The organism is Halopenitus sp. POP-27, from assembly GCF_029889855.1.
GTDB lineage: Archaea > Halobacteriota > Halobacteria > Halobacteriales > Haloferacaceae > Halopenitus > Halopenitus malekzadehii.
This window is the reverse complement of the sequence record NZ_JARANU010000004.1, coordinates 1-22869: the sequence shown is the minus strand read 5'-3', so window position 1 is coordinate 22869 and position 22869 is coordinate 1. Positions and strand designations below refer to the sequence as shown.

24 protein-coding genes, 2 tRNA genes and 2 pseudogenes are annotated in these 22869 nt (G+C 67.1%); 12 read left to right on the top strand and 16 right to left on the bottom strand.

The window, feature by feature from the left end:
• The first annotated feature begins 100 nt into the window (after window positions 1–100).
• Complete coding sequence (larC, locus tag OQF70_RS03705; RefSeq protein WP_280535915.1) at window positions 101–1699, top strand: nickel pincer cofactor biosynthesis protein LarC; 1599 nt, start codon at window positions 101–103, stop codon at window positions 1697–1699.
• A 332-nt stretch (window positions 1700–2031) separates the two neighbouring features.
• On the opposite strand, the gene OQF70_RS03700 is transcribed toward larC, so the two are convergent.
• Window positions 2032–2102 (bottom strand) — tRNA-Gly (locus OQF70_RS03700).
• Between the two features lie 127 nt (window positions 2103–2229).
• On the opposite strand from OQF70_RS03700, the gene OQF70_RS03695 reads away from it, so the two are divergent.
• Together OQF70_RS03695 and OQF70_RS03690 are read left to right on the top strand one after the other, a co-directional pair.
• Window positions 2230–2499 (top strand): ribbon-helix-helix protein, CopG family, encoded by a 270-nt coding sequence (locus OQF70_RS03695; protein WP_280535914.1) that lies wholly within the window; start codon window positions 2230–2232, stop codon window positions 2497–2499.
• Window positions 2500–2509: 10 nt separating this feature from the next.
• Entirely contained in the window at window positions 2510–2809 is a 300-nt protein-coding gene (locus tag OQF70_RS03690) for a type II toxin-antitoxin system RelE/ParE family toxin (RefSeq protein ID WP_280535913.1), read from the top strand.
• 133 nt (window positions 2810–2942) lie between these two features.
• Here the strand turns inward: OQF70_RS03690 and truA are convergent, their stop codons facing one another.
• From truA to OQF70_RS03650, 8 genes and pseudogenes are all read right to left on the bottom strand, one after another.
• On the bottom strand, window positions 2943–3938 hold the full coding sequence (truA, locus tag OQF70_RS03685; protein WP_280535912.1) for a tRNA pseudouridine(38-40) synthase TruA: 996 nt from the start codon (window positions 3936–3938) through the stop codon (window positions 2943–2945).
• A gap of 8 nt (window positions 3939–3946) precedes the next feature.
• A complete protein-coding gene (locus OQF70_RS03680; protein WP_280535911.1) occupies window positions 3947–4372 on the bottom strand; it encodes a universal stress protein in 426 nt (141 codons plus the stop codon).
• Between the two features lie 67 nt (window positions 4373–4439).
• Window positions 4440–4778, bottom strand: coding sequence for an AzlD domain-containing protein (locus OQF70_RS03675; protein ID WP_280535910.1), 339 nt, complete (start codon window positions 4776–4778; stop codon window positions 4440–4442).
• Window positions 4775–5452 carry an AzlC family ABC transporter permease gene (locus OQF70_RS03670; protein ID WP_280535909.1) on the bottom strand — a complete coding sequence of 226 codons (678 nt, stop codon included), beginning with the start codon at window positions 5450–5452 and terminating at the stop codon, window positions 4775–4777. Before OQF70_RS03670 ends, OQF70_RS03675 begins: the two co-directional genes overlap by 4 nt.
• A 142-nt stretch (window positions 5453–5594) precedes the next feature.
• A complete protein-coding gene (locus tag OQF70_RS03665) occupies window positions 5595–6086 on the bottom strand; it encodes a hypothetical protein (protein WP_280535908.1) in 492 nt (163 codons plus the stop codon).
• Entirely contained in the window at window positions 6083–6400 is a 318-nt protein-coding gene (locus OQF70_RS03660; RefSeq protein ID WP_280536050.1) for a hypothetical protein, read from the bottom strand. Before OQF70_RS03660 ends, OQF70_RS03665 begins: the two co-directional genes overlap by 4 nt.
• A 21-nt stretch (window positions 6401–6421) precedes the next feature.
• Window positions 6422–6700 (bottom strand): annotated as a pseudogene (locus OQF70_RS03655) (ubiquitin-like small modifier protein 1); the annotation flags it as partial.
• 51 nt (window positions 6701–6751) lie between these two features.
• Window positions 6752–7135: a hypothetical protein gene (locus tag OQF70_RS03650; RefSeq protein ID WP_280535907.1), complete on the bottom strand. Its 384-nt coding sequence runs from the start codon at window positions 7133–7135 to the stop codon at window positions 6752–6754.
• Window positions 7136–7260: 125 nt separating this feature from the next.
• Here OQF70_RS03650 and OQF70_RS03645 point away from each other — a divergent pair, with 125 nt between their 5' ends.
• Entirely contained in the window at window positions 7261–7650 is a 390-nt protein-coding gene (locus OQF70_RS03645; protein ID WP_280535905.1) for a hypothetical protein, read from the top strand.
• 28 nt (window positions 7651–7678) lie between these two features.
• Here OQF70_RS03645 and fmdA read toward each other — a convergent pair whose 3' ends face one another.
• On the bottom strand, window positions 7679–8950 hold the full coding sequence (gene fmdA, locus OQF70_RS03640) for a formamidase (protein ID WP_280535904.1): 1272 nt from the start codon (window positions 8948–8950) through the stop codon (window positions 7679–7681).
• A 103-nt stretch (window positions 8951–9053) separates the two neighbouring features.
• Window positions 9054–9575, bottom strand: a complete 522-nt coding sequence (locus OQF70_RS03635) for an AmiS/UreI family transporter (protein WP_280535903.1) — start codon at window positions 9573–9575, stop codon at window positions 9054–9056.
• 169 nt (window positions 9576–9744) lie between these two features.
• Here OQF70_RS03635 and OQF70_RS03630 point away from each other — a divergent pair, with 169 nt between their 5' ends.
• The gene (locus tag OQF70_RS03630) at window positions 9745–10128 is read left to right on the top strand and encodes a CrcB family protein (RefSeq protein ID WP_280535902.1); all 384 of its coding nucleotides are present in this window, start codon (window positions 9745–9747) and stop codon (window positions 10126–10128) included.
• 7 nt (window positions 10129–10135) lie between these two features.
• On the top strand, window positions 10136–10501 hold the full coding sequence (crcB, locus tag OQF70_RS03625; RefSeq protein WP_280535901.1) for a fluoride efflux transporter CrcB: 366 nt from the start codon (window positions 10136–10138) through the stop codon (window positions 10499–10501).
• Window positions 10502–10557: 56 nt separating this feature from the next.
• Here the strand turns inward: crcB and thsB are convergent, their stop codons facing one another.
• Together thsB and OQF70_RS03615 are read right to left on the bottom strand one after the other, a co-directional pair.
• On the bottom strand, window positions 10558–12255 hold the full coding sequence (gene thsB, locus OQF70_RS03620) for a thermosome subunit beta (protein WP_280535899.1): 1698 nt from the start codon (window positions 12253–12255) through the stop codon (window positions 10558–10560).
• Window positions 12256–12386: 131 nt separating this feature from the next.
• Window positions 12387–13796: a tRNA pseudouridine(54/55) synthase Pus10 gene (locus OQF70_RS03615; protein ID WP_343218143.1), complete on the bottom strand. Its 1410-nt coding sequence runs from the start codon at window positions 13794–13796 to the stop codon at window positions 12387–12389.
• Between the two features lie 192 nt (window positions 13797–13988).
• On the opposite strand from OQF70_RS03615, the pseudogene OQF70_RS03610 reads away from it, so the two are divergent.
• From OQF70_RS03610 to OQF70_RS03600, 3 genes and pseudogenes are all read left to right on the top strand, one after another.
• Window positions 13989–14924, top strand: a pseudogene (locus OQF70_RS03610) (ABC transporter ATP-binding protein); the annotation flags it as partial.
• Window positions 14925–15133: 209 nt separating this feature from the next.
• Complete coding sequence (locus OQF70_RS03605; protein ID WP_280535898.1) at window positions 15134–15931, top strand: ABC transporter permease; 798 nt, start codon at window positions 15134–15136, stop codon at window positions 15929–15931.
• 131 nt (window positions 15932–16062) lie between these two features.
• Complete coding sequence (locus OQF70_RS03600; RefSeq protein WP_280535897.1) at window positions 16063–17439, top strand: LLM class flavin-dependent oxidoreductase; 1377 nt, start codon at window positions 16063–16065, stop codon at window positions 17437–17439.
• Window positions 17440–17807: 368 nt separating this feature from the next.
• Here the strand turns inward: OQF70_RS03600 and OQF70_RS03595 are convergent, their stop codons facing one another.
• Window positions 17808–18584: a hypothetical protein gene (locus OQF70_RS03595; protein WP_280535896.1), complete on the bottom strand. Its 777-nt coding sequence runs from the start codon at window positions 18582–18584 to the stop codon at window positions 17808–17810.
• A gap of 86 nt (window positions 18585–18670) precedes the next feature.
• Here OQF70_RS03595 and OQF70_RS03590 point away from each other — a divergent pair, with 86 nt between their 5' ends.
• Window positions 18671–19012 (top strand): ferredoxin, encoded by a 342-nt coding sequence (locus OQF70_RS03590; protein WP_092816671.1) that lies wholly within the window; start codon window positions 18671–18673, stop codon window positions 19010–19012.
• A 59-nt stretch (window positions 19013–19071) separates the two neighbouring features.
• Here OQF70_RS03590 and OQF70_RS03585 read toward each other — a convergent pair whose 3' ends face one another.
• Entirely contained in the window at window positions 19072–19665 is a 594-nt protein-coding gene (locus OQF70_RS03585) for a TrmB family transcriptional regulator (RefSeq protein ID WP_280535895.1), read from the bottom strand.
• A gap of 252 nt (window positions 19666–19917) precedes the next feature.
• Between OQF70_RS03585 and OQF70_RS03580 the strand changes: the two genes are divergently transcribed.
• Window positions 19918–20002: transfer RNA gene (locus OQF70_RS03580), tRNA-Leu, on the top strand.
• Between the two features lie 324 nt (window positions 20003–20326).
• On the opposite strand, the gene OQF70_RS03575 is transcribed toward OQF70_RS03580, so the two are convergent.
• Entirely contained in the window at window positions 20327–21238 is a 912-nt protein-coding gene (locus OQF70_RS03575; RefSeq protein ID WP_280535894.1) for an acyltransferase, read from the bottom strand.
• Window positions 21239–21408: 170 nt separating this feature from the next.
• On the opposite strand from OQF70_RS03575, the gene OQF70_RS03570 reads away from it, so the two are divergent.
• A complete protein-coding gene (locus tag OQF70_RS03570; RefSeq protein WP_280535893.1) occupies window positions 21409–22470 on the top strand; it encodes an aldo/keto reductase in 1062 nt (353 codons plus the stop codon).
• Window positions 22471–22869: the final 399 nt, after the last annotated feature.

The window sequence follows — 22869 nt, the reverse complement described above, 5'->3', positions numbered from 1 at the left end:
ACAAAACCCCGTCGCCTCCGTGCCTTTTTTCCATCTCGGGAGGCCGGTCGGCACGTCGACGAGCGGGAGGCTCTTTAGGCGGCGCCGCCGTCGGATCCGTATGGACACGATCGCGTTCGACGGTCGGACCGGTGCGGCCGGCGATATGATCTGTGCCGCCCTGATCGCGGCCGGCGCCGATCCAGCCGTCCTCGAACCGGTGGAGGCGGCGCTTCCGGTTCGGTTCGTCGTCGACGAGACGACGAAAAACGGGATCCGGGCGACGACGGTCGACGTTCTGCTGACGGAGGAGGGCGATGCTGGCGGCAGCCACGATGACCGCTTCGACCACGATGGCTCTCCCGATCACGATCACTCACACGACGATTCCGCTACCGACCACTCCCACGGCCATTCGCACGACCACAGTCACTCGCACGACCACAGTCACTCGCACGACCACGATCACTCCCACGACCACAGCCGCCCGCACGACCGCCCCTCCGATCACGGCGACGAACACGCGGAGGGGTCCGGCGTCCACCGAACGTATCCCGCGGTCGTCGACCTCGTCGAGTCGATGGATCTCCGCGCCGACGTCGAGGCGAACGCGCTCGCCGCCTTCGAACTGCTCGGCGAGGCCGAGGCGGCCGTTCACGGGACCGCCCTCGCGGAGACGCACTTTCACGAGGTCGGCGCGGACGACGCGGTCGCCGACGTGGTCGGCGCGTGCCTTCTGCTTGCCGACCTCGGGGCCGACCGGATGCTCACCGGCCCGATCGCGGCGGGCGGCGGCGAGGTTCGGATGAGTCACGGCGTCTATCCGGTCCCTGCACCCGCGGTCGTCGAGATCGCCGAGCGAGCCGGTCTCGCGCTCGCCGCCGGTCCAGTCGACGCCGAGCTTCTGACCCCGACCGGCGCCGCGATCCTCGGCGCCGTCGCCGACCCCGTCGACTCCCTGCCCGCCCTCTCCGTCGAGACCGCCGGATACGGCGCCGGAACCGCCTCCTTCCCCGATCATCCGAACGTGCTCCGAGCGATCGGGGGGACGGTGATCGATGAGTACGACCACGGACACAGCCATTACGACCACAGCCATCACGGTCACAGCCATCACGACCACGCCCCCCACGATCACGACCACACCCACCATCCCGACGCCGACGCCGACGCCGACACCACACACTCCGAGTCCGGCCACGATCCACGGTTAACCCACGATGAGGTCACCGTCCTCGAGACCACCCTTGATGACGTCCCGCCCGAGGTCCTCGGCGGGCTGCAGGAGACGCTTTCGGCCGCCGGCGCGCGGGACGTCACGATCGTCCCCACGACGATGAAGAAGTCCCGTCCCGGACACCTCGTCACGGTCATCTGTCCGCCCGCTGACGCCGACGCCGTCGCCGAACGGCTCGCCCGTGAGACCGGCACCCTGGGGATCCGCGAGACCGCCGCGACCCACCGGTGGATCGCCGACCGCTCGTTCCGATCGGCCACGATCAAGATCGACGGGACGACCCACGACGTGGCGGTCAAGCTCGGCGCGACCGCCGACGGCGACGTCTACGACGTCAGCGCCGAGTACGACGACGCGGCCGCCGTCGCTTCCGACACCGGGCTCCCGATCCGCGAGGTGATGCACCGTGCGGAGGCCGCCGTCCGCGAGGCGGACGAACGGGACGAACGGGACGATCCGGATCCGAAGCCGGATTCGAACTAGGCGGCGAGCAACCGACTGGGAACCGCAGCTGGCGGCGACAGCCGTCCCCTGACGCGGATCGATGTCTCAACAGTACACGCGTCGCTCCGGGAGTCACGCGATCGTCAGTGAACCGGATGTCGGCCGGTAGACAGCCACAAAAACGCGCTGTCCGGGACGTCGGGGAATTGAACCGGAGCCAGACGGTCACCCCCGCTCCGCTCGGGCGCTGCGACTGGCAGGGGTAGCAATTCCCTCCCGGCAATTTTCCTCACTCCGTTCGGAAAATACGCCGTCCGGGAGTCCCGTGAGCGAAGCGAACGGGACGTCGGACGGCGCACGACCGCAGGGAGTGCGCCGTCCGGGAATTGAACCCGGGCTATTAGCTTGGGAAGCTAATGTCCTACCACTGGACCAACGGCGCGTGCACGATGGCGTTCCCGTCCGGCGTACTTGAACGTAGCGCTTCACAGGTGTTGACAATGTGGAGTCGCCGATCCACGAGGCGACTGAGCGATAGCTCTTTGAGTACCACCTGCGTACCACGACGTATGAGCACGGGTGCGGACGACAACGGAGATATGGTGAAGCTCAACGTGAAGGTCCCGAAGCGGCTTCTCGAAGAGATCGACGAACTGGCCGAGGAGCTGGAGTACACCAACCGCTCGGAGTTCATCCGTGAGGTGCTGCGCGACACCACAGAGCCGATTCTGACGCCCGGTGCGAAGGAGGGCATCTCCGAGGGCTACGCGGACGTGGCGGCAGGTCGGACGATGTCCACGGACGAGGCCCGAGAACGCCTCGGCATCGACACGGACTGAGGGCTGCACCGTGGCTCACGAGGTTGTTCTGACGGAGACGTTGGTCGAAACGCTCGAGCAGTTGGAAACGCAGGACGCAGAGCGGATCATCAACAAACTTGAGGACATCGGGGACGTCCCGGATCACTTTCTCGACCGGCTGAAGAACCATCCCGGATACAAGCTTCGTGTCGGCGACTTTCGCGTGCTGATCGATTGGGACAAGGACAACGAGGTGATATACGGTATCGATTCCTTCCAGCGAAAGACGGAATACCGGGAGCTCGGGAAGTACCGGGAGGTCTGGGGATCGTGGCGCGACGACGAGTAGCCACCCCGTTCGTCCACGAGGACGGAGAGCCGCGAGGAACCGGACGATCGTCCAGGTGTGAGCGGCTCGAATACGTCCGCTATACGGTACATACTGGCGGGTGAAAACCCACGAGGATTTTCGTCTGACAGTATCAGGGGTCCGATCCGACCCGCTGCCGGACCGCGGCGGTCATCGCGGCGGCGTGTCGCGCCGTGACGTGCTCCTCGGCGAACGCCGTCCGCGTGCTGTCGATCGCCTCGGGATCGGGATCGAACCGGATCGCGGTATCCCGGCGGTCGTCGCCGTCGGCGGCGTCTCCATCGGTGTCGGTGCCGTCTCCGGAGTCGGCGCCGTCCCCGGAGTCGGTGGTCTCCTCGTAGGCGACGTTCCAGAGCACGAGCGGCGTCGGCGGAGCCGGGCCGACCCCCTCGGGGCCCGCGACCGGGTCCGGCGAGAGCACGCGATCGACCCGCGAGAGCGACGCGTCCCCGGTTCCGACCGCGCGGACGAGCGTGACGAGCCGTCTGACGAACTCGCGCGGGAACCCGTCTGCGGCGACCTCGATGACGAGCACGTCGCCGGTTCGGGTGGCACGTGCCGTGATCGACCGGACCGTTCCGTCGGTATCCGGGGTTAGGTTGTGCACGTCGTGCTCGCCGGTGAGGCGGTCGAGCGCCGCCCGAACCCGTTCATCGTCGACCGCCGGCGCGGTCGGCGCGGTCCGCGTGGTCGGTGCGGTCGGTGCGGTCGACGGTGTGTCGCCGTCCGACTCCGCGGGGGGTGCATACAGGTGATACCGGTAGGTCCGCCGGGTCGCGTCGTGGGTTGCGTGAAAGTCGGTTGGCACGTCGGCGGCGGCCCACGCCCGAACGTGTTTCGGGAGGTGTCCGTTGAACGCGCGCGGTGTGAGCCACGACGGGGCCTCGAAGGCGATCGTCTGGGCGGCGGCGGAGACGCCCGCGTCGGTCCGGCCGGCGGCCGCGTAGCCGGGTGGGCGGGGACGCCGTCCGGACCGCTCACGGGGGAGGTCGGCGACGCCGAGCCCCTCGAGCGCGTCGAAGATCGCGTCCTCGACCGTGGGTACGTCGGGTTGGCGTTGAAACCCGGAGAACGGCCGCCCATCGTACGCGATTCGGAACGCACGCACGGTCGACGTCACTCCATCGGGACCGACAACACCGGGACCGGTGACTGTCGGATGATGCGTTCCGTCACCGACCCGAGCAGGACCCGTTCGAGCCCCTCCCGGGAGTGGGTCGGCATCACCACGAGGTCGACGTCGAGATCCTCGACCGCGGTTCGGATCGCCTCGTGGGGCGTGCCGCGGTGGACGTGGGCGTCGGCGTCGATCCCTCGCTCGTCGAGTTCGGATCGGACCTCGTGAACGCGGTCGTGTGCCGCGGTCTCAAGGCGCTCGGTGAGCGTCTCGAGTTGGGGATCGCCGATCGCCTCCTCGAGCGTGTCGACGATCGCCAGGACGTGAATGCGGGCGTCATAGCGCTCCGCAAGCGCCACGACGTGTGGAACCGCCCGTGACGTGTCGCCGTCCGGGGCGACCGGAAGCAGTATCTCGTCGTACATACGTGCGGGATCGACCGGAGCCGTGAAAACGATCGGGGGTCGACGCGGTCCACGAACCGTCGGCGGATCACATGACGACGAACCGCAGGACCCAGAACGCGACCATCCCGGCGCCGATCGTGGCGAACATGTCCTCGGTCCGCCAGGCGACGGCGCCCGCGAGGATCGCGGCGAGGAGCCGCTCGTCGACGATCGTCGCCTCGAGCGTTGGGCCGACGGTGATCACCGCGGGGGCGACGAGACCGGCCAGAACCGCGGGTGGGACGAACCGAAGCGCACGCTCGAGAGCCGGCGGAACGTCGTCGATCCGGCCGAACAGGTGGATGAACGACAGCCGGATCAGGTAGGTCGCGACGCCGATGAGGAGGATCGCTGCCCAGATCGCGACCGGGGAGTGTTCGGTCATCGGTTTCGGATCACCTCGGTGAGGAGGCCGGCACAGATCCCGACCAGGGCGCCGATCGGCAGGCCGAGGTTGAAGGGCGCGCCGGCGAGCGCCACGGCGACGACCCCCGACACGGCGGCGGCGACGGTTCGCGGGTGATCCTTCATCACGGGCACGAGGATCGCCAGGAACACGAGCGGGACCGCGAAGGACAGTCCCCAGGATTCGGGGATCCCCGCGCCGAGGACCACGCCGATCACGGTACAGACCATCCAGACGATCGATATTGGGGTCGCGACGCCGAGGTAGTACCATCGCTCGTCGTCGACCGCGTCGTTCTCGTAGGCCGTCAACGAGAGCGCGTACGCCTGGTCGGTGAGGAAATACGCCAGGAATGCGCGGGTGCGACGCCGATAGTCGGCCAGATGTGGTGCGATCGACGCCGAGTACATCACCATTCGGAGGTTGATGATGATCGCGGTGAAGACCACGACGACGATCGGCGCGGTCTCCCCGAGCAGCTCGATCGCGGCGAGCTGTGAGGATCCGGCGTAGACGAACAGGGACATCCCGATCGCCTGCATCGGCGTCAATCCGGCGTCGATCGCGGCGATCCCGACGACCGTCGCGAAGGGAGCGACCCCGAGCAGAACGGGGATCACGTCGCGAGCTCCCGTCCGGAAATCCGCGTGCATACACCCACCTTCCAACGGGGCGGCTGAAAGCCGTATCGGAGTCGGAGGGTCCCGCCGCGTTTCGGGCTCCGGATCGTGGCGCGGTCAAGCCGTGGGTCGAGTCGTGGTTCGACTCACGGCTCATCCCAGCCGATCGTGTGTCTCAGTCGTCGACGGTTCCGATCACGACCACGGACCGGATCTCCAGGGCGGCCTCGAACTCCGCGCGTCGGTCGTGCACGGATCCGGATCGCGTCAGCTGCGCCTCGTGGGTTCGTCTGGCGGCATCACGCGCGCGGTCGTCGACGCCGACCTCGGCCGCGAGGGTCTCCCAGTGTGAGAGGTCGACGAGGAACAGTTCCCGGTCGGGCTCCGCGAGTATTCGCTCATACTCCTGGCGGTACTCGTCGATCCGATCGCCGAGATGGCGCTGGAGCGGTCGGAGGATCTCGGGAAGCCGTGAGAGCGGAACGCTTGCGAGGGCCCCGGCTTGGACCAACACGGTCCCATCGAACGGGAGATCGGCGGCAGCCGTCTCGGCGTCCGAACCGGTCCCGGATCCGGCTCCGGTTCCGGGCCCTTGCGCGTCATCCGGCCCGGATCCGTCGGCGTCCGTCGATGGCGTTCGATCGGACGACGATCGGTCCGGGGTCATCCGCCCGCCCGCATCGCCTTCTGTGAGAACCGTTCGATCAGGTCGTCGAGGATCGACGGATCGCCGGTGAAGCCGATCGTCACCTCGGTGAGCGTCAGGGAGCCGCCGATGGCCACCGTATCGGCTGACAGCTCCGCCGTCCATCCGTCGCCCTCGACCCGGGTCGCCTCGACCGGATCGTCGGTGCCGACCAGGGTCCCGCCGAGGTTCCGGAGGTAGTGGGCCGCCAACCGTCGCGAGATCCCTCTGTAGGACCGTTCCCGACGGTCGGCCGCGTCGTTTTCGCCGGCGTCGGTATCGGCGGATTCGTCCACGCTCCCGGCGGCGTCATCGACTCCACCGGCGACTGGTGGAAAGATCGAGAGGGTGTCCCCGGCCGAAAGCGGCGTCTCGAGGCCCTGCATATGCAGCACCTCGCGACCGTTCTTCAGGACGTTTATCTGCGGGGCGAGCGCCTCGTCCTCGATGAGGCGCCCGCGCATTCCCTCGTAGTCCCCCTCGAGGGCCGCGAGCACGTCGCCGACGATCACATCGTCGCCGTCGACCTCGTAGTGAACCGTCTTCGACCCGGCGGCCTCCCGAAACGTAGCGAAGAACCGCAACTCGAGTTCCATACCCGATCACGGGCCGGTGGATGCTTAAATACGGGCGGTGGACGTCGTCGGCTAGCCGCCGAATCGGATGCCGTCCTCGACGATCCGGTAGTTCCGCTCGCGGTCGAGCTCCTCGGCGAGCCACTCGTGGTCGTACAGCTGTGCGATCAGCTCCGCGTAGAGGTTCCGCCAGGTGATGGCGTAGATCGGCGACTGTCCCCACGCGCGCAGCTCGGGGACGAACGCGTCGTATCGCTCCATCCGGTCCTCGAGGAACTCGATGGCGTCGACGACGACGCTCGCCGCCTCGGCGGTCCCGTCCGCCGCCTCGATCTCCGCGTTGAGCCGCGATTCGATGCCCGAGACCGCCCGTTGGACGTCCTGTTTCGTCGCCTGGCTGTCCTCGGGGAGGCCGTCGATGACCCCCTGCGGGATCGCGAGTGAGATCTCGCTCATACCCGGTGTGGGATCCGCAGCCGAAAAAACGTCCCGGGGATCGAGGGTCCGGTCCGGCGGCGCCACGCCCGATCGACGCCGGAAGCGCGGGGACGTTTAAGAGGATACCCGTCGAGACTCACCGTATGACCGACGCCGACACGGCTGACGACCTCGAACGGCAGGCACGACGACTTCACGAGGAGACGACCCACGCGTTCCGGACCTCGGTGTCGATGTCGCTGGATACGCGAAACACCCTGAGCGCGATCCGTGACGATCTGAACGACCGGATCGGCCACACGGTGGTCGACACCGACGACGTCGTCCGGCTGGCCCTGCAGGCGGCCGCGCGGCAGCACGAGCTCACGGATGGGGTGGATCGGACGGAGGACGATCGGGCAGATGACGACCGGGCAGATGGCGATCGGACGGAAGACGATCAGAAGGCGGACGATCGGGCGGATATCGCCGCGCTGACGGCCGCGATCCACGACGCGGTCGACGACGTCGATCGTGTCGCGGATCGCGAGTGAGCCGCTTTCGAGGGGAGCAGCCGATGGATCACCTCAGCGGATCGTCGGTGACGACCAGGTCGCCGCGGTCCTCGGCGTTTCCGAGGCTGCCGGGTGAGAGGTCGAACTCGAAGGCGCCGGTCGGCAGCGCCAGCGTCGAGCACGCGTTCGGCACGTCGACGACGCCGCTCTGGCGCCCCTCGATGGGAACCGTGCCGAGGATGTGCAGCGCCTGCTGTCCGGTGTAGCCGAACTTCTTCAGGTAGTCGATGGCCTGCAGACAGGCCCGTCGGTAGGCGGTGTGGGAGTCGATGTACTTCTGTTCGCCGTCCTCGGTGACCGAGTAGCCACAGAACGTGACGTAGTTCTCGAAGTTCGGTCCGCGGTGGCCGGGCTCGAAGATCGGATGGGAAACCCCGTGTTCCTCCATCCCGTTCTCGATCACCTCGAACTTGAGGTCCACGTAGGCGGCCATCTCGATGGCGCCACAGAAGGTGATCTCCCCGTCGCCCTGGGAGGCGTGGAAGTCGCCGATGCCGAACTTGGCGCCGTCGACGTAGACCGGGAAGTAGACCGTGGAGCCGATCGAGAGGTCCTTGATGTCGTGGTTGCCGCCGTGTTCACGCGGCGGTACCGTTCGGGCAGCCTCCTCGGCGGCTGCGTCGGCCGCCTCGGGATCCATCTCGCCCATCTGCGCGCCGTCCTTCGTCGGCGGATTCGCGACGCCGGGTTCGGCCTCGCCGGTCGGGTGGTTCGGGATGGACTCGGGGTCCTCGGCGTGTTTGTCGATGAGCTTCTGCTCCCGTTCGTTCCATTCCTCGAGGAGCTCCTGGCTGGGAGCACACCCTGCGAGTCCGGGATGGATCTTGCCCTCATACCGGACGTCGGGAACGTGTCGGGAGGAGACGGTATAGCCGTCGAGGTCCCAGATCGACTTCGCCGCCTTCGAGAAGTGGTCGGTGAGGAATCCGCCGCCGTTCTGCTGGGAGAAGGTGCCGGTGAATCCGAACTCCGAGCGCCCGTTGAGCGGCCCCATATCGAGGAACTCCACCTTCAGGAGGTCGCCCGGTGAGGCGCCGTTCACGTGGACGGGACCGGCCAGATAGTGGACCTGATTGAGGTCCACGTCGCGGACCTCGTTCGGGTCGTCGTTGTCGGATATCTGGCCACCGGTCCAGTCGAGGGCTTCGAGACGGGCCGTCTCGCCGGGGTCGACCTCGACCACGGCGGGGATGTCTGGGTGCCACCGGTTGAACGGGTTGGCACCGGGCTGTTCGTCAGGGGGACTGTCGACGTCGACTTCGAACTTTACCTCGGGCATTGGTATCGTGGGCCATATGACCCGTCCGTATCTACTCGTGAATCGTACTTAGAGGTTTGGTAGCGGTGAACACGGGATATTGCCGTAAAACGTGGACGTTCGATCACCCCCACGGCCAGTAGCCGGCGGCCATCAGGTACCCGGCGACGGCGGTGAGAACACCGGTCGCCGCGGTGAACCAGCCGACCGGGGCAGTGAACTCATCGCGCTCGAGCCCGAGCAGCACGAAGAACGCCGCCCAAAGGACCGCCCACACCCACCACAGTCCCGTCAGCCCGACGTCGCCGGTAAGCAGGACGAGGTACCCGGTTGGGATCGCCGTGAGCGCGACGAAGAAGCAGTACCACCCGAACGATCGCTGGTCCTCGATGCCCCGATACGCGTTGGCGCCGATCCAGAGGTACGTAAAGGAGAAGAGCATCGTTCCGGCCGCGTTGAACGGCGTTCCGGCCGAGGCGTCGCCGCCGAAGGCCCAATACAGGACGATCAGGAACGTGATGAACCCGGTCAGGAAGTTGAACACGGCGACGTCGTCGTCGGACCCGTACCCCAACAGCCACAGCCCGTTGACGAAGAGTACGCCGCCCACGAACAGCAGGCCCATTCCCAGGACGCTATACACCATCAGCATCACCCCGATACCGATCCGCGATGTCTCGATTCGTGTTGATTGTCATCATCCCACAAAGACCTACGGACATCTGACACTTTACTCTATCGGTGCGTGGGACCACCCACCGTGAACCGTTCGCTCCGTCGGTAGAGGTATGTACGTTCCATCCACTCTCGGTGATATGTTCGCGGGAAACGGATGGGGCCGGACGATGGAGGTGGCGCTGCTGATCGCGACCGGGGGGTTCGTCGGCGGCACCCTCAGACACGCGATCGCGGGCGTGGTCGCCGCGCCGGGTGGCACGCTCGTGGCCAACGTCCTCGGCTGTCTCGCGCTCGGGTTTTTGACCTACGAGGCCGAGCTCGCGGGGACGCTGTCCGAGGAGACGGGATACGTGCTCTCGACCGGATTCCTCTCCTCGTTCACCACCTACAGCACGTTCGCCCTCGAGACGATGCAGTCGGCGCCTCTCCTCGGCGCCGGCAACGTCGTCGCCAACTACGGGCTCGGAGCGATCGCCGTGCTCCTGGGTCGATCGGCCGCGATGACGGTCACGGAGGGGTGAGACGGGGATGGTCGATCCGTCGCTGCTCGTCGGGCTCGGGGCCGCGGTCGGGGCGCTGCTCCGACACGGAACCGGCTCGGTCGTTGCGACCCGTCTGGGCGATCGCGACCTCCCGTACGGAACGTTCACGGTCAACGTCGTCGGCTCGTTCGTCCTCGGACTCGTGGCGTTCTCGGGCGCCGGCACGTCGGTCCAGTTTCTCGTCGGCACCGGCGCCTGCGGCGCCTACACCACGTTCTCCTCCTTCTCCGTCGAGACGGTACAGCTGTGGGAGGCGGGCCGGCGACTGCTTGCCGGCTGGTACGCCGCGGTGAACCTCGGTGGCGCGTTCGCCGCGCTCGGCCTCGCTCGGATCCTGGTCGGGAGCGTCTGACCGACGACCGATCGACGGGTGGTCGATCGGCGGTTCACAGGCGGGTAGCCGAGCTCTCAGTGGCCGATGGCCCAGGGGTAGCCGTGGGTGGAGTGTTCGTGGCCGCCGCCGGTCGCGTGGTGATGATCGTGATCGTGACCCTCCCCGCCAGCGGGCCCGGTGCCACCGTCATCGAGCGACCCCGCGGTCCGGATGATCCCGTCGATCCGGAGGATCGAACACGCCGCCTGGGTCGCGTTGGAGACGACCCGCATCTTCAACGGAAGGGGATCGACGATGCCCTCGTCCAGAACGTCCGTCACCACGCCGGTCGTCGCGTCGAACCCGGCGCTCCGGTCGCCCGCGTCGTGTCGTCGACGCAACTCGAGGACGGTCTCGAGCGCGTCGGCGCCGGCGTTTCGCGCGAGCGCGGCCGGGATCGTCTCGAGCGCGTCGGCGAACCGACCGGCCGCGAGCTGTTCGCGAGTGTGGATCGTCGGACTCCACTCGCGAAGGTCACGGGCGAGCGCGATTTCGACTCCCCCACCGCCCGGAAGCAGCGCGGGCCGGCGGCCGAACCCCTCGAGCAGGCGGAGCCCGTCGGCGACGATGCGTTCGGTTTCCTCGACGACGTGTTCGGGGCTTCCACGGAGGAGCAACGAGGTCTGCGTGGACGTGGCAGCACGAACGATCACGAACGTCGACCCGCCGAGGGATCGACGCTCCACCAGGTCCGCGCGTCCGAGGGCTGCCGACGTGAGATCGTCGACCCGCATCACCGGATCCGCGCCGGTCGCGCGCGAGAGCTTGTGGATCTCGTCCTGTCGGGTTCGCTCGACGGACACGATGCCCGCCTGCGCAAGCCGGGACCGGAGTCGGTCGTCGATCGACTTCTGTGTGAAGAGCACGTCGACCTCGAGCCCGCGAAGCGTTTCGAGGATCTCGTCGTAGGCCTCGGATTCGAACTCCTGAAGGCGTCGACGCTGATCGGCGGTCTCGATCGAGACTCGCGCCGCGGAGCCGTCAGGTTCGAGGGCGATCTCGTCATCGACGATCGCGATCCGCGGATCCGAGAGCCGGTCCGGAAGGGCTGCCGGCACGTCCGACTGCGACGTCGAGGATCGGCCGGTGTCCACGACGAGCCCGTCGACGAGGGCGGAGTCGGTCGTCTCCCCGCCCGGCGCGCGCTGGATCGTCAGGCGTTCGGATCGGGTGGTTCCGTCGCGGTCACCGGTCAGCGTCGACCGATAGCCGCGAACGGTGAGGGCCGACAGGAAGGCCGTTCGCTCCGCGTCCCACCGTCCGGTGATCGCGGTCGCGACGACGTCTCGGAGCGCCTCTTCATCGTCGACGCGCCGCGAGTCGGCAACCGCTGCCGCCCGATCACGGGCGCGTTCGGCCGCGGCCGTGTAGCCGTTCACGATCGTCGTCGGATGGAGTCCGTCCTCGAGCAGGGGTTCGGCCTCCCGGAGCAGGGCGCCCGCGAGGACGATGGCGGACGTGGCACCGTCGCCGAGATCGACGCCCTGTGCACGGGCGAGATCGGCGACGATCCGCGCGGCCGGTGCCTCGACGTCGAGCCGGTCCACGATGTGGGACCCGTCGTTCGTCACCAGCACCTCGCCGTTGCTGACGACCATCTTGTCGCGGCTGACGGGCCCGAGCGTCGTCCGTACCACGTCCGCGAGCGCGGCGGCGGCGGAGACGTTGTGCGTCAACGCCTCGTCGCCGTCGATCTCACCGGACACGTTCGCGATCGTGTGTGCGCGACTCATTCGGTATCTATGTGATTGTGAAACACAGGCATAAAGCTGCTGCCGGATGGCGGTTCTCGGCGGTGGCACACGGCTTCGTCGAACGGCCAACGTCGGGATGGATCCGGCAGTCCGGGATGGTCGGGGCGGCGTCAGGGTTCCGGATCGAGGAAGTAGTCGTCGGCGGCGAACGGCTCCTCCTCGCCCGCCACCGTGAGGACGTCGAGATGGAGCACCGTGGCCCCGACATCGAGCAGACCGGCGAGGCTCGGCTCGGTGCGGCCCTCATCACTCGAGACGAGCTCCTTGATGTAGAGTCCACCTTCGCCGTGAATGTCGACGATCGCGTGGCGGGGATCGTCGGGATCGAAACCGGGGAGCGCCTCCTCTGCACGCGATCTCGGAACGTCGGTGTCGATCGTGTCGTCCGCCGAGGCGCCGTCCGTGGGACCCGAACGGTCCGGGAGGTCCGCGAGCGACTCGCGGACGGTGACGTCGTAGACCTCGCGCTCGCGCGTCAGGTTGGCTCGCCGGTGGTCGACGCGGTTCGGCGTGTACTGTTCGATCGTGGACCCCTCAAGCTCCGTGGCGGCTGCGCGGAGGGCCTCGGGGTCGACGGCCTCATCGAACGCGACGAACGCCCGATAGCGCTTGGAGGCATCGAGCTGCTTGACGCGCTCGACCATCTCATAGGTGGCGAGCCGGAGCCCCTCGACCTCGACGGCCCCCTCCGCGAAGGCGTTGACGTCGGACTCGAGACGCTCGACGTCGACCCGGCGACGACGCGGTTCCTCGACCTCGACCACGAAGGGTCGACCGGTGCCGAGCATCCGAGCGTCGACGTCCTCGCGACCGGCGCCGTGGAAGACGCTCTCGGTTCCGTCCATCACGTCCTCGACGATCGGGGCGACGTACTCCTCGACGCTGTGCTCGTAGAGGTAACCGGTCCCGCCACAGTGCTCGCAGAGCTCCCGTCCGTCACGGCCGGACCCGTGACACTCCCGGCAGGGCCACTCGGTCTGTGGGATGTCGCGCTCCAGCTTCCGGTAGCGTCCGTAGACGAACGCGGAGTTGACCTTCGCGTCGAGACGGTCTTCGGCCAGATCGATCGTGAACTGGACGTGTGGCCGGTCGAAGGAGACCTCGGCGTCCGTCAACCGCCCGACGCGCTTGCCGACCTCGCGGTTGAACTCGGAGTTGAACGCCTCGCCGGCGTCGGGCTCGAGTCCGCATTCCTCCCGAAGGAACCGGTCGTTCTCCTCGATCAGCGGCGGCGGTCGGGTGCCCACGTTGTAGGTGTCGAACGCGATCCCCTCCACGGCCGCCGCGGCGCGGTCGGCCCAGTCGTCGAACTCGGTGCAGCGACCTTCGCACACCCAACAGTCGTCCGGCTCGGGTGGCTCGAAGGGCTCGTCGCGAGCGAGCGCCAGCGCCGTCCGCAGCGAGCGTCCGCGATCGGCGTTGGTGAGCCCGAAGCTCCGGTCGGCGACGAGCCGGCCGAGGCAGGCGTCACAGACCGGCCCCGTCGCGACCGCGTCGGCGGCGACCTCGAGTACGTCCATACCCGATCGAGGGCGTGGTGCCGCTAAAGCGTGCGGATCCGGGTGTCGTTGAACCGTGCGGATCCGGACGTACTGACGCTGCGGATCCGGACGTACTGACGCTGCGGATCCGGGCCCGTGACGGGTGTCGAACAGCCACACGCGCCCGTGGGGTCCGCGGCGTTTAACCACGCGCACGGCGTCGATCCGGGTATGACGAACGCGCTGGAGATCCACGATCTCCGCAAGAGCTACGGGGACGTGGAGGCGTTGCAGGGGGTGTCGCTGTCGGTGCCCGAGGGCTCCTTTTTCGGCCTGTTGGGCCCGAACGGGGCGGGCAAGACGACGTTCATCAACGTCCTGGTCGGATTGGTCCGATCGTCGGGCGGAGAGGCGGCCGTCTTCGGTCACGACGTCGAGGACGACTACCGGGAGGCCCGCGATCGGATCGGACTCGCCCCCCAGGAGTTCAACGTCGACCGGTTCTTCCCGATCCGGGAGGTCCTCGAGCACAAGGCGGGCTACCACGGCGTTCCGCCCGAGGAGGCCAGCCGCCGCGCCGACGAGGCGCTCAAGGAGGTCGGGATCTGGGACAAACGCGACACGCGGTTCGACTGGCTCTCCGGCGGGATGAAGCGGCGGTTCATGCTGGCACGGGCGCTCGTGACCCAGCCGGACCTGCTCATCCTCGACGAGCCGACCGCCGGCGTCGACGTCCAACTACGGCGGGACCTGTGGGACCTCGTCACCGACCTCAACGACCGCGGAACCACGATCCTGCTCACCACCCACTACATCGAGGAGGCCGAGCGGCTGTGCGATGAGGTCGCGATCCTCGATTCGGGCGAGGTCGTGACCGTGGCCTCCCCCGAGGAGCTGATGGACCGGGGCAACGACCGGATCGTCGTCACGCTTCGGGACGACGCCGCACCCCTCGAAACGATCGCCGCCTCGGTCAGAAGCGACGACGATCGCGTCGACGAGGTGACCGCCGAGGACGACCGCCTCGTCGTGACCGCTCGACGAGGCGGGTTGGTCGCGCCGGACCTCGTTCGGGAACTCGACGCCGCCGGCCACGAGATCCTCGATCTGGAGATCAAACGGACCTCCCTCGAGGAGGTGTTCGTCGACCTCACGCGCCAGGCGGAGGCGACCGGCGGTGGCGTGGAAAATACTGCCGCCGACGCCGACGATGCGGGCGACGTCGAACGTGCTGCCGGTGCCGACGTTAATGGCGACGGTGCCGACACTGAAGGCTCCGGCACCGACGCTGAGGACTCCGGCACTGACGACGCCGACTCCGAAGTCGAACCCCTGATCGGTGATGGCGGGACGGTCAGCTGGGAGGAGGGCCGGTAATGGCGGCCGAGGACTCACGGTTCGACCTCACCGGCTTCCTCACGCTGACGAAGCGGGAGATCCTCCGATTCATCCGGCGGCCGCGAAACACGTTCGCGCCGCCGTTCATCACGAACGTGCTCTACTTCTCCGTCTTCGGCGTTATCCTGGGCCAGCGCGTCGGGACGATCGCCGACGTCCCCTACATCCTGTTCATCCTTCCCGGGTTGATCGTGCTCGGAGCGGTCTCGAACAGCTTCGAGAACGCCTCCTTCTCGATCTTCCACGGCCGGTGGAACGAGTACATCCACGAGGTTCTCACTTCGCCGCTGTCGTACACCGGAATGGTCTGGGCGTACATCCTCTCGGCGGCGACCCGCGGCCTGATCGTCGGCGGCCTGATCGGCGTCATCGGTTGGGGGATCATCTCGGGACTCTACCGGCCCGTCCCCGTGGAGGAGCCCGTCTACCTGCTCGCCTTTATGCTCGTGATCACGCTGCTGTTCGCGAGCTTCGGCGTCATCGGCGGACTCGTCGCGACCGATTTCGACGACCTCACGGTGATGAACCAGTTCATCCTCCGGCCGCTCGTCTTCTTCGGGGCGGTCTTCTACTCGCTCGAGGACCTCACCCCGCTGTTGCGCGACGTCTCGCTCGTGAACCCGATGGTGTATATGGTCAACGGCGTTCGCTACGGTTTCCTGGGGACCGCCGAGGTCGACCCGCGGTTTTCGCTGGTCGTGCTGTCGGGGCTGACCGCCGTCGTCGTGCTGATCGACGTCGCGCTGTTCCGGCGTGGCTACGGGCTGACGGACTAGCGATCGCCTCGGGCGGACGCCGTAACCGGCACGAACGATCGCCGCGACCCGGACATCGTTGCCGGTCCGAGGTAGTCACAAACCCCGCCACTATCTGCGGGCTATTACGCGTCGAGATGGTAGTGCCGAGTATGTCTGAGGGAATTCACCTCAACCTCTTCACGATGAACTCGGTGGAACACGTCTCGCCGGGTTCCTGGACGGTCCCGGGCGACCAGTCACACCGATATACGGACCGGGAGTACTGGACCGAGGTCGCGCGAACGGCCGAACGCGGCGGGTTCGATGCGGTCTTCTTCGCCGACGTCCGCGGCGTCTACGACGTCTACGGCGACGATCGCGAGACCGCCGTCCACAAGGCGGTCCAGACGCCGGCCAACGACCCACAGCTCGTCGTACCCGCGATGGCCGAGGTCACCGACGAGTTGGGCTTCGCGATCACCCGATCGACGACCTACACCCATCCCTACCAGCTCGCCCGCGAGTTCAGCACGCTCGACCATCTCACCGACGGCCGCGTGGCGTTGAACGTCGTGACCTCCTACCTCGAGTCGGCCGCGGAGAACCTCGGGCTCGCGGAGCGGATGGACAAGCAAACGCGCTACGACCGTGCCGACGAGTTTCTCGACGTCTGCTACGCCCTCTGGGAGGACTCCTGGGAGGACGGCGCCGTCGAGATCGACCGCGAGGCGCGTCGGTACACCGACCCCGAGAAGGTCCACGCGATCGACCACGACGGCGAGCACTTCTCGGTCCCCGGCCCGCACGGCTGTGAGCCCTCGCCGCAGCGCACGCCGGTCATCTATCAGGCCGGATCCTCCGACCGCGGACGGGAGTTTGCGGCCGCGAACGCCGAGGCCGTCTTCGCGAGCCAGCCCACCGAGGAGGGGATCCGGGAGTATATGGCCGACGTGAAGTCCCGCGCAGCCGACCACGGTCGTGATCCCGACAGCCTGCGCTTCCTCATCGGCGTCGTCCCGATCGTCGGCGAGACCGAGGCGATCGCCGAGGCGAAACACGACGCGTACCGTGACCACGTCGACGTCGAGGCGACGCTGGCGCTGCTGTCCGGATTCCTCGATATGGACCTCTCCGAACTCGATCCCGACCAGAAGGTCGAACACATCGAAACCGACGCGATCCAGGGAACGATGAACGCGTTCACGAAGTCCCAACCCGACCGCGAGTGGACGGTCCGCGAGGTCGCACAGTTCTGCGGGCTCGGAACCACCTCGCCGACGATCGTCGGCACGCCCGACGAGATCGCCGACGAACTGGCCTACTGGCACGAGGAGGTCGGCGTCCACGGCTTCAACGTCAAGGAGATCGTCCGTCCCGATTCGCTCCAGGACTTCGTCGATCTAGTCGTTCCGGAACTCCGCGAACGCGGGCTCCTCTCCACGACCGACGATGCCGACGGCGGGTCACGCGGTAGCGGTACCCTCCGCGAGCGCCTGCACGGCCCCGGGAACCCGCACCTTCGCGCCGACCATCCGGCCACGCAGTGAGGATCGGCCGGTCGAGAGTGCGTCGGTGATTCGCCGTTCCAGAGGATCAGCGTCCCAATACACGACGAATCAGCGTCTCAGCGGATCGACCGACTGCGTCCGCATTGACTGACCGATTGGATAGGGGATTGCTGCCGCCCCCGGCACGCTTAAGTTTACGTAGCCATTGGGTTCACGTGACGCTTCGCTTGGAGGGCCGAAGCGTCAGCGGGGACCTATTTAGGGCGGCACGCCCGGGCCGTTTCGGCTCGGGCGCTCCCCTTTCGTTTTCACGACCGGTCAGCGACGCGTCCGCGTCGATCGACGTGGATAGCCACACGCACACAGTTCCACCCATCGCACACAGTTCCACCCATACTGTACCGCACTCACGAGGACTCGTCGGATCGGTGCTCGCCGGATCGATGCTCGTCGATCGCCTCCTCGAGCGTCAACTCGCCGGCGGCGACCCGACGTGCGAGGGCTTCGTCGATGGTGCGGTCGCCCGCCGACCGCTTCCGGGATTCGTCCTTGATCCGCTGGAGTTCGCCCGCCGTGGGTTCGATCTCCCGCCGAGCCGTGGGCTCCCCCTCGATCCGGGCGATGTTGACCGCGGCGAGGACGTCGCCCATCCCACGAACGCCGGCCCCGAGGTACGGGGTCGTGCCGGATTCGTCGACGAGTTCGACCGCGAGGTCCTCCGGGAGGTCGTTGACGATCCGGGCGCCTTTCAGTCGGTCGCCGTCCCCGACTCGCACGAGCGCATCGGGTTCGCCCGTCGTCTCGGAGACGATCGTCTCGACCGCCTCGGACAGCGGGCCCCGAAAGGCGGCCACGACGGTGTCTCCGACGAGAACCGCGATCCCGGGCGAGGGGCCCGGATCGACGCCGACCACGGTCCGGCCGCCGCCACCGCGGAGCGCGGCCAGCGCCTCGTCGACGGCGGCGCGGGGGTCCTCGGGATCGGCGGCGACGAACGCGACGTCGTCCCGGTCGCCGAGGCTGACTCGATCCTCGGGCGTCGCGATCACTACCGATGTGCGGTCGGGGAGGCCGTCGTCGACCGTCGCGTCCGGCTCGACCGTGGTGAAGGTGACGCCACGGTCGCGCAGCTCCTCGAGGACGGCGTGGTAGAGTTGGAAGTCCTCGGTCGCGACGACGATCACGACTGTGAGTACCGGTGGACGTTTCCTAAGGCTGTCGGCACCCGGCGACCGATAGACGAAAGGCGATCGCTCCCCGAACCACGCGTATGAGCGACGAGCGCGAGGACGTGGTTCGCCCGAGCGACATCGGCGGTGAGGGCCCCCCGATCGAGGAGAAGCCGTACAAGATCGTCTTCGAGGCCAACAAGTGCTTCGGCGCGGGGCGATGTGCGGAGGCGGCCGACAACTGGGAGATGGACATCGGGACCGGGCTCGCCAAACCCCGATCCTACTACATCGGCGAGGATGAGCTCGCGGCGAACGTCGAAGCGGCGCGGCTGTGTCCCGCCAAGAAGGGCGACGGCATCATCCACGTGGTCGACCGGCGGACCGACGAGGAGATCGCCCCGGATCCGCACGGCGACGGGACGCTGTCGGTCGACTGGTGACCGCTGCGCTGTCGGTCGACTGGCGACCGCTGCGGCCGATCGACGGAAGCGTCGCTGCCTCAATCAGCGGTTGAGTCAGCCGGCACGGCGCGATCCGCGGCGGTCCTTTCCGTCGTTGTTGCGGCGTTCTCGATGGCGTCCGTCGTCAACTCGTCGATCGCGAGGGTGAACGTGGCGGTCGATCCCGCGTCCTCGAGCGACTCGATCGTACCCGCAAGGGTCAATCCGGTGTTCGGCGTCGGTCCGATCGAGACCGTCTCGCCGCGAGACAGCGACGACGCTCCAGCTCGAGCGGTGACAGTCGCCCGGCATCGTTCGGGGTCGTTGACCGAGCGGAAGTCGATCGACTCCACCACGGCGTCCGTCGTGATCCCGTCGTGCTCTATCGGGACGACGGCGACCTCCTCGAGGTCCTGCGTGTCGAGGGTTCGGTAGGCGTCGACGGTCGGCTTGTAGCCGCCCCGTGGTCCGGGAATCCCCTCGAGCAGTTGGAGCGCGGTGAGTTGTTGCATCTCCGTCCGGATCGTGTACGGGTTTCGATCGATACGGTCGGCGATCTCGTCCGTGCACACCGCGTCCTCGCGGGTGGCGATGAGATCGACGACTGCGGCGAGGATCTCGGTCTGGCTCCGTGTGAGCGTGTTCGGGGACATCGTGAGTCGTCTGTCGACGGAGGATCCAGACGGATAGTTTCACCCCTGATATACCTATAAGTCATTAGATGATGTCCGGAATTGATATTTATATATGGGGATAATCCCGATATGTCTTGATCGTTTGTCGGATATTTCGATCGGCGGAGGTACCCCACACTGCTACTCGAACCGATCGACGTCGAGGAGACCGATCGATGGGCTGGGCTCACCGAAAGTGGTTTGTGCCCGCCCGGGAAAGCCGCAGGACGCGCGGGGGTGGCTGAGCCTGGCCAAAAGCGGCGGACTTAAGATCCGCTCCCGTAGGGGTTCGAGGGTTCAAATCCCTTCTCCCGCATTCGCGCCGCGAGCAGGTTCGCGAGCGGCGGGTCTCGGCAGGGAGTTGAATGAGGCCGGTCGCGCGCAGCGAACGGCGTGAGCGAGCACGTCCTGACGTGGTTCAAATTCCTTCTCCCGCATCCACGGCGCGAACAGCACGTGAGCGCCGTGGTCAGCTGAAGGATTTGTATCAGAGACGTCGCAGCGCCGAGCGGAAGCGAGGCGATCGTCGTCACGTGGTTCAAATCCCTTCTCCCGCATTCGTGCCGCGAGCAGGTTCGCGAGCGGCACGCCTCGGCGCGAAGCGGTTCGTGAACACCGAGGCGCCCGTTATGAGCGCGCCTCACTCCTCGGCGTCCGGTGGGGTGAGATCGCGCTCAAACTCGTCGAACTGCTCGAGATCCGGCGGGAGTTCGACCGGGATTTCGCGATCGTCCTGTCGGTTTTCGAGGTGTCCATCGTCGAGCTCCGTTGCGACCGATTCCCAGCCGGGTTTGACGCGGACGCTCTTTGCCGGCATCCCGACCACGACGTGGTGTGCCGGCACGTCGCCCTGCACGACCGCTCGTGCGCCGACGACGCTGTTCTCGCCGATCCGACACCCGGCACGCACCATCGAGTCGTAGGTGACGCGGGCGTCGTCCTCGACGATCGTGTGGAAGTTTCGGATCGACGTCTGGTCGCCGATGTCGTGGTCGTGGCTGTAGATGTGAGCGCCGTCGGAGACCGAGACGCGGTCGCCGATCGTCAGCTTGCCGCGATCGTCGAGGTGGACGTCGTCGTGGATCACGACGTTGTCCCCAACCTCGATGTTGTGTCCGTAGGTGAACGAGATACCCTTGAAGAATCGACAGTTCTCGCCACACTCCGCGAAGAGATGCGTGCCAAGCATCTGCCGGAACCGAAGCGCGAAATGGATGTTGTCGGCCATCGGCGTCGCGTCGAACTGTCGCCAGAGCCACTGGAGATGTTTCGAGCGCTCGAAGGCCTCCTCGTCCTTTTCCGCGTAATACTCCGACTCGAGCGTCGCGTTACACGGGTCATAGCTCTGGAGCCGTACCTGCTCGGCTTTCGAGACGTCCTCGCCGGCCTGCCAGGCGTCCCACGCTTCACGATCCCCGTGGAGATCAATCAGGACGTCCCTGACGACGTCACAGGTGTCCTCCGACGATGAGAGGCGGTCGTCCACCTCGTCGATGAACCCTTGAACCCCGGCCTCCGCGTCGTCGGGGAGGGACACGTGTCGCTTTGTCATCGCCGATCGTTGACCGGGGATCCACAAAGGGATTCGGTTGTGCGCAACCGTCGATCGACCGTTCTTCGAGGCGTGCGCTGCGACTCCGTTCGCGCGGCGATCGCGTGACGGTCGCCGTCATCGACGGTCGAACCACACGCGCTAAGTGGGACGCACCCCAACCCCGCGATATGCACGACCGCGAACTCGGGAACTCCGGCGTGGCAGTGAGCGAGATCGGCTTCGGCGCCTGGGTCATCGGGACCGACTGGTGGGGTGACCGCACCGAGGACCAGGCGGTCGAGATGGTGCAACACGCCCTCGATCGCGGGATCACCTACTTCGACACCGGCGACGTGTACGGCCACGGGAACTCCGAGGACCTCCTCGGGCGCGCGATCGCCGAACACCGCGAAGAGGTGACGCTTGCCACCAAGATCGGCTACGACTTCTACAACAATCCGCAGGCCGGCCACGGCGAGCTGCCGAAGGACCTGTCCCCCGAGTATCTTCGGGAGGCGTTCGACCGGTCGCTTGACCGGCTCGACACCGACCACGTCGAGTTCCTCCAGCTGCACAACGCCAACGTCGACGAGGTGACGCCGGAGGTCCTCGACGTCCTTCGGGAGTTCAAAGCCGACGGTCGAGCCGAGTCGATCGGCTGGGCACTCGGTCCCTCGATCGGCTGGCTGGCCGAGGGCGATGCGGCGGCCGAATACGACGTCTTCGACGCGGTCCAGACGGTCTTCAACCTCCTCGAACAGGACCCCGGGATGCACTTCGTCGAGACGATCCGCGATCTCGACGCCGACACGTCGGTGCTCGCACGCGTTCCCCACTCCTCGGGACTGCTCAACGAACAGGTCACGCCCGACACGGAGCTCGGCGACGGCGACCACCGGTCCTACCGGCCGGACGAGTGGTACGAGACCGGCTGGGAGAAGCTGGACGCGATCCGGTTCCTCGAACGCGACGGTGACCGGACGATGAGCCAGGCCGCCATCCAGTGGCTGCTGTACCACGACGAGGTCGCCTCGGTCACGCCCACCTTCCGGACGACCGACGACATCGACGAGTGGGCAGCGGCGAGCGAGGTTCCGTCGCTGTCGGACGAGGAGTACGATCGCGTCCAGGGGCTGTACGCGGAGAACTTCGAGATCGACCGGTTCGACGGGATGGACGAGCTTCGAACCTCCGTCGACGGCGACGATATCGAGGCTGCGGGTCTCGACAAGCGAGCTGCCTCCTACTGAGTACCGTTCGATCGGGCTGGCGAACAGCCGGCACCTCGGGCGGACCCCACGACGGCGTGCCGGGCTCCCGCCTCGACCGACGTGGGTGATCGGCTACGTCACGCGACGCGGTGGTTCGTGATCCGGTATAAACGACTGGCAGAGTTCCGGCCGGTCCCATCCCGATGTGTTCGAGTCGAAACTGGATGACTGCGACGGTGGTGATCGCGTTATATCCACTTCCACTCCGGGGCCGTCGGCTCGACGCGATCCTCGAGACGGGTGTCGGCCGACCGTTCACGATCGTCGCACCACGGACCGGAATGGCTTGGATCGTCATACTGCAGACCGGGGGGGGGGGACAGGAGCGTCGCAAAAAGGGAGGGGCGGAGGAAACCAGAAAGGACCACGGGTGTAGAT